Annotated in this window: 4 protein-coding genes (1 of these 4 only partly in view); 2 read left to right on the plus strand and 2 right to left on the minus strand. The window is 61.7% G+C overall.

Features of this window, described 5'->3' with window-relative positions; translation table 11 throughout:
* Nucleotides 1-141: 141 nt before the first annotated feature.
* Both AC1DWZ_RS10815 and clpB read left to right on the plus strand, forming a co-directional pair.
* Nucleotides 142-1,230 (plus strand): DUF4167 domain-containing protein, encoded by a 1,089-nt coding sequence (locus AC1DWZ_RS10815; RefSeq protein WP_477168897.1) that lies wholly within the window; start codon nucleotides 142-144, stop codon nucleotides 1,228-1,230.
* A gap of 234 nt (nucleotides 1,231-1,464) precedes the next feature.
* Nucleotides 1,465-4,062 carry an ATP-dependent chaperone ClpB gene (clpB, locus tag AC1DWZ_RS10820; RefSeq protein ID WP_477168898.1) on the plus strand — a complete coding sequence of 866 codons (2,598 nt, stop codon included), beginning with the start codon at nucleotides 1,465-1,467 and terminating at the stop codon, nucleotides 4,060-4,062.
* A gap of 94 nt (nucleotides 4,063-4,156) precedes the next feature.
* Here the strand turns inward: clpB and AC1DWZ_RS10825 are convergent, their stop codons facing one another.
* Together AC1DWZ_RS10825 and AC1DWZ_RS10830 are read right to left on the minus strand one after the other, a co-directional pair.
* On the minus strand, nucleotides 4,157-4,678 hold the full coding sequence (locus AC1DWZ_RS10825; RefSeq protein ID WP_477168899.1) for an HPP family protein: 522 nt from the start codon (nucleotides 4,676-4,678) through the stop codon (nucleotides 4,157-4,159).
* 174 nt (nucleotides 4,679-4,852) lie between these two features.
* On the minus strand, nucleotides 4,853-6,454 hold the 3' portion of the coding sequence (locus AC1DWZ_RS10830; RefSeq protein WP_477168900.1) for a peptidoglycan DD-metalloendopeptidase family protein. 114 nt of this gene lie beyond the right edge of the window; 1,602 of the gene's 1,716 nt are visible here — the last part of the coding sequence; its start codon lies off the right edge, out of view; it ends in the stop codon at nucleotides 4,853-4,855.

The following is a 6,454-nucleotide window of genomic DNA, read 5'->3' on the forward strand; positions in this document are numbered from 1 at the left end:
CGCACATCAAGTTTAAGCCGGGGAGTCTGAACCTGCCATCGGCAGTCCAACCAGCGACGGTTTTGGATTGTCCGCGGTGGCCGTCAGACCACGGGATCGAGCGGATTGGCCGTAGCCGCAACAGAAGCGAATGATCGACGCATGAGACCTGGGAATAACAACAACAATCGGCGCGGCCGCAATCGTGGCCCGCGCAAGCCGCATGGTGGCGGCATGCCCAACAAGAACCAGAATTTTGACGGCGGCGGATCCGATACCAGGGTGCGCGGCAATGTCTATCAGGTGCTGGAAAAGTACCTGCAGCTGGCCCGCGATGCCGGCGTCGCCGGCGACCGCGTCGCTGCTGAAAACTTCCTGCAACATGCCGATCACTATTACCGCGTCATCACCACGATGAACGACGGTCAGCGGCCGCGCGTTGGTGGCCGCGAAATTTCCGTGGCCGACGTCAATGTGCAGAATGTCAGTCAGGGTCTTTCTGCAGCGCTCTATAGCGGCGGACCGTCGCAGCCGAACATGTCCGACAGCGGCAACGGCTCGGCACCCCAGCAGGGCAATGGCAATCCGCGCGGCAATGACGGTTTCAACGGCGGCCAGAACAATGCCCATGGCGGCAATCAGCATGCCGGCAATGCGCATGTCGATAACGGCCAAGGCGAAAATGGCCAGGGCGACAGCGGCCGCAATGAAAACAGCCGCAACGAAAACAATCGGGGCGATAGCGGCCGCGGCGACAATCGCCGGAGCAACAACAACCAGCATGCCGGCGATAACCAGTCACGCAACGGCAATGCATCGGACGACCAGGACAATGATGGTGGCAATGGCGGCGACTATGCCCAGGCAGCGCCCCATCGCGGCAATCGCGGCCGTGGCAACAATCCCGGCGGCCGTAATGCCAATTCTTATGGCAATTCCTCCAACAGTAATAGCACGCCCAATGCGCCGGCCGTGACGATGCAGGAACCCGTTGATCGGGAACCGGTGGCGGTCGTCCCAACGCCTGCGCCGATTCCGGTACCGCCCCCGGCCAGCGACGAGCAGCCGGACTATCCGGAGCATCTGCTGCCGCTGGCAGCGACGGAGGCGCCTGCTGAGGGCGCCCGTGCGCCGCGTGGCGCCCCGCGCGGGCGCCTGCGGACCCGCCGCCCGCGTCCGGGTGGTGAAGGTGATGGCGAAGCCTCTGTGCCCGATACGGCGGCCGTGCCGACGGTGGATGGCAGCGAATAAAAGCGTTGGCTCGTGCCAGGCGACAATCTGGCGCAGGGCAAATCTCTCAAAAAAGAAGGCCGGAGCATGTTTTGCGCCGGCCTTTTCTTTTCCGGGTCTTGTTTTGCCGTTAACCTTTTCCATATTCCCGTATTGAAACCAGGGGAGTTCCGGCACAGGATTTCACCAGAACTCACCTAAACGGCATCCATGACTGCGCGCCTCTGACGGGCGTGGTCGAGAGAGGGCTATATTATGGATCTGGAAAAATTCACCGAACGGTCGCGCGGGTTCCTGCAGACTGCGCAAACCCTCGCACTCCGCTCAGGCCATCAGCGCCTGACGGCGGAGCATTTGCTGAAGACCTTGCTCGACGACAAGGAAGGGCTGGCCGCCAACCTGATGAGTGCCGCCGGTGCCGATCCGGCCCGGGCCTTGTCCGGCGTCGAACGCGAACTCGACAAACATCCGCGGATTGAAGGTAGCGGCGCCGGCCAAGTCTATATGGCGCCGGAACTGGCGCGCATGCTGGGTCAGGCCGAAGAAATGGCACAGAAGGCCGGCGATGGCTTCGTAACCGTGGAACGCCTGCTGCTGGCCCTCGCCATGGCCAATGATACACCTGCCGGCAAGGTGTTGAAGGAAGCTGGGCTCGTTCCGCAGAAGCTGAACCAGGCCATCAACGATCTCAGGAAGGGCCGCAAGGCCGACAGTGCCAGCGCTGAAGACAGTTACGAGGCGTTGAAGAAATATGCCCGCGACTTCACCCAATTGGCGCGTGAAGGCAAGCTCGACCCGGTCATCGGCCGGGACGAGGAGATTCGCCGCACCATCCAGGTTCTGTCCCGCCGGACCAAGAACAATCCGGTGCTGATCGGTGAGCCTGGCGTCGGCAAGACGGCCATCATCGAGGGCTTGGCGGTGCGAATCGCCAATGGCGACGTGCCGGAGGGTCTCAAGAATCGCAAGTTGATGTCTTTGGATCTTGGTGCCCTGATTGCAGGCGCCAAATATCGCGGCGAGTTCGAAGAGCGGCTGAAATCGGTGCTGCAGGAAATCTCGGCAGCGGCGGGCGAGATCATTCTTTTCATCGACGAACTCCATACCCTGGTCGGTGCCGGCAAGGCCGAAGGGGCGATGGATGCCTCGAACATGCTGAAGCCTGCCCTGGCGCGTGGCGAATTGCATTGTGTGGGTGCCACAACCCTCGACGAATACCGCAAGCATATCGAGAAGGATGCGGCCCTCGCGCGACGGTTCCAGCCGGTCTTCGTGTCGGAACCCTCGGTCACCGACACGATCTCGATCCTGCGCGGGCTCAAGGAAAAGTATGAGATGCATCACGGGGTGCGCATCACCGATGCGGCCATCGTGTCTGCTGCAACCCTTTCCAACCGCTATATCACGGACCGTTTCCTGCCGGACAAGGCGATCGACTTGATCGATGAGGCGGCGTCGCGCCTGCGCATGGAAGTGGAATCGAAGCCGGAAGAGATCGACGAGGTCGACCGCAAGCTCATTCAGCTGAAGGTCGAGCGCGAAGCCCTGAAGAAAGAGACGGATGCCGCATCCAAGGAGCGGCTGCAGCATCTCATCGAGGAAATAGAGGGGCTTGAGGCGAAATCCCGATCGCTCACGGCGATGTGGCGCGCGGAGAAGCAGAAGATCGACGACGCGCAGCGTCTCAAGGAGCGCATCGATCAAGCCAAGATCGAGGTTGAGCAGGCGCAGCGCAACGGCAATTTCGCCCGCGCCGGCGAGTTGACCTATTCGGTCATCCCGGATCTGACGCGGCGTCTTGCAGAGGCCGAACAGGCTGCCGAGCACCGCATGCTGAATGAGGTGGTCAAGGAGGAGGACATTGCTGGCGTTGTCTCGCGCTGGACTGGAATCCCGGTTGATAAGATGCTGACCGGCGAACGGGAAAAGCTCCTGAAGATGGAGCAGGTCATCTCCGGCCGCGTCATTGGCCAGGCAGAAGCCGTGAAGGCCGTCTCCAACGCCGTGCGGCGGGCGCGGGCGGGCCTCCAAGATCCCAACCGACCGATCGGCTCCTTCCTGATGCTGGGGCCGACCGGCGTCGGCAAGACGGAGCTGTGCAAGGCTCTGGCCGGCTTCCTGTTCGATGACGACCAGGCAATGGTGCGCATCGACATGTCCGAGTTCATGGAAAAGCACGCCGTATCACGCCTCATCGGCGCGCCGCCGGGCTATGTCGGCTATGAAGAAGGCGGGGTCCTGACCGAAGCGGTGCGGCGCCGGCCTTATCAGGTGATCCTCTTCGACGAGGTCGAGAAGGCGCATCCGGATGTCTTCAACATTCTGCTGCAGGTGCTCGATGACGGCAGGCTGACCGACGGACAAGGCCGCACCGTCGACTTCCGCAACACGATCATCATTCTGACCTCGAATCTCGGCAGCGAATATCTCGTGTCGCTGGGTGAGAATGAGGATTCGGACAAGGTGCGGGACCAGGTGATGGGCGTCGTCCGGCAGGCTTTCCGTCCGGAATTCCTCAACCGCCTGGACGAAGTGATTCTGTTCCACCGGCTCAACCGGCAGAACATGACCGGCATCGTCGACATCCAGTTGAAGCGCCTGGATGCCCTGCTCACCGAGCGGAAGCTGGAGCTGAAGCTCGACCAGAAGGCCAAGGAGTGGCTGGCTGAGACCGGTTACGATCCGGTCTATGGTGCGCGGCCGTTGAAGCGGGTCATTCAGCGTGAGTTGCAGAATCCGCTGGCGATGCTGATCTTGGAAGGCAAGTTCAAGGCGGGCGAGACGATCGACGTCTCGGCCGATAAGGATGGGCTGACCATCGGCGGTGCGAAGCTGTCGAAGGTTGCTGCATAACGCTCAAAGGATAAGGCGCTCAACGAATGGGGCGCTTGGCGAATAGGCGGGCGCCATCGTGCTCGATCAGCGCGGTGGCGCCTGTTTTTCCATTTCAAGCGGCATTCTGGCGTGTCGGTACCAACGCTGGAGTCGACCCGACAACAGATGCCGGTGTTGTCGCGGCAGCGTGTTTCAGACGGCGGCCGATCATGGCCATGAGCGCCAAGGCCACGACACCGACAGTGAAGGCGGGCAGCGGGAAGTCGCCATTCCCCAGCATCACCAGAATCGGCACGGCCACCGCTGGCGGATGCAGGATGTCGAGCGCCTCTAGCGCCAGCATGGCGCCGCCGGTGGTCAAGGCAACACTCCACCAGGCGGGCGGCAAGGCGCCTTTCAAGAGAACAGAAATGACGGCAGCGACGACATAGGCTGCAATGAGGACGTTTGGTGCCGCACTCGGGTTTCGCGGCTGCGTCAGAATCACCAGGATGCTGGGGGCAAAGGGGGCCATCAGCAAAGGCTGCGATGACAGATGCGCAATCAACGCCAGCACGCCGACAGCCAGGACAAGCATGCCGGCATTGTGGAGGCGACGTGTGAAGAGAACCACCAATTGTGCGGCGTTGCGCATCGAACCACCCTTCATGTGCGGAAGAGCGGCCATCCTAGGTTTTAACTGGGATGCGTCCAATCGAATGGGCGGATCACGTGATCAGATCCGCTTATCAGGACCAAGTGAGACATGAAAAAGGGCGGCAAGACTTGATGTCCTGCCGCCCTTTTTTGACGTCTTTGAAAGCGTCGATTAGTTCTCGCAGCCTTGCTGGTCGCCGCAATCCGGCGCGCTGGCATCGGGCCGTTCCGCAATCTCGACGGCACCGCGCATGCGCTGGCGATCGGCGTCGATCGAGGCTACTTCAGCCTTGAACGCCTTCAAATCGTTGCCGGCCAGCTTGCTGCTGCCAGTCGACTTCACGGTCTTCGGATTGACCTGAGAGCCATCCACCAGCACTTCGAAATGGAGATGCGGCCCGGTCGAACGGCCGGTCGTACCGACATAGGCGATGACCTGACCCTGCTTGACTTTGTCACCCTTGTGCAGGCCCTTGGCGAAGCGGCTGGTATGGGCATAGGCCGTCTGATAGGTGCCGTTATGCTTGATGCGGACGTAATTGCCATAGCTGCCCTTGGGGCCTATTTCGACGATGACACCGTTGCCGGCGGCAAAGATCGGGGTGCCGGTCGGTGCGCCGAAATCAACGCCCTTGTGGACTTTGGTGTAGCCGAGAATCGGATGCGTACGGGCACCGAAGCCTGAGGTGRTGCGCGCGCCGTCGATCGGTGTTGCCAACAGCGTCTTGCGGACGGCTTCGCCCTTGGGATTGTAGAATTGTCCGTCGCCGTCCCGCTCGAACCAGTAGATCTGGCGCGTGACGCCGCTGGTGGTGAGTGCTGCATAGAGCATCTGCCCGGTGCGGGCGAGCTCGCCATCGGCATTTTCCAGGCGCTCATAAACGACTTCGAAGCTGTCGCCCTGCTGGATGTCGCGCTGGAAGTCGACGTCGTAGGAATAGGCCTTGATGACATCCGCGATGACGGAGCTTGGCAGCCCCGCTTTCATCGCCGCGTCATAGAGACTGAAATTGATGACGCCGGCAGCGCGTGCGCGCATCTCGGTCAATGGCTTGTCGACGGCTTCGGCGACCAGGGCACCCTTTGCGTCCCGGCTGACGGTAACGTCACGCTCGACCGAGGGTTCCAGGCTGAGGCTGACCAATTGCGGTTGTGGCGTTGTCACGACGGCACCGCTTGCCGTCGTCATGTTGAGCGTGATTTCCTGGCCGGCCTTCAGGCTGCGCGGCGAGAACACATCCGCCAGTGCGCCAACGGTATCTTTGGCTTCGGTCTCGGACAGGCCAGCTTCGACGAGCACGCCGTAGAGCGTGTCGCCGCGCTGCACTTCGATGACTTTCTGAACGTCGCGGCTGGCTTCGCGCACGACCGAATCGTCGGCGTCCCAGTCGCGCCGGCCGGCACCCATGCCGAACTCAGCAGCTACGGTATCGAGCGGTGTCGCGAGGACCGGCTCAACCGGCGCAGCACTGGGCACGGGATCTGTCGCGACAGTTTCCGTGTCAGTCTCGTTGTCTGGTGTCGATTCCAGCGCACTGCCCGGCATCAAGGTGGTCAAGGCAGGCGCCGATACGAACGGTGTTGGCGCAATGCCGGCTTCTGCGGCGGCGACAGTGAAAGTATTGGTTCCAGTGGGAATCCGTTGCGCCCAGATGGGCAGGGATTCATCGCTGCCAAGAGTACCGAGATCGGCAAAACCCTGTGTGACGGCATTGGTGCCGGAGAACGCCGTGGCGAGATCGGACGCCAATGCGGGCGAAACACTCGCGGGACG

It is taken from the genome of Dongia sp. P2_B8, assembly GCF_056404715.1.